The following is a 315-nucleotide window of genomic DNA, read 5'->3' on the forward strand; positions in this document are numbered from 1 at the left end:
TTCAAAGGTCTTTGAGGCGTAAAGCCCCATCTTTTCAGGTATTCTCCAACTGTTCTGATCGGCATTTCAATGCCATAAAATTCTTTGATGGCCTGATTGACGGCTTTTCGCGTCCACAATGCAAAAGGAAATTTCAATTGATCAGGGCACTTATCGCGCATAACCTTTTGCAGTTCTTTTTCCTGATCCTGCGTAAGCGTCCGGAAGCTCCCTTCTGTCCGGCCACGCTTTTTGATTTGAATTGCCGATTGACTGCCATCAAGATAAGCTTTATACCATGTGCAGATTGTTGTTGCGCTAATCCCTGTAATTTCA

Annotated in this window: 1 protein-coding gene; it reads right to left on the reverse strand. The window is 43.8% G+C overall.

What is annotated here, in order from left to right:
* The coding region (locus ACYQ11_RS22210; RefSeq protein WP_459926024.1) for a helix-turn-helix domain-containing protein at nt 1-315 on the reverse strand (315 nt) is incomplete at both ends.

The sequence above is a fragment of the Desulfatiferula olefinivorans genome (assembly GCF_054657895.1).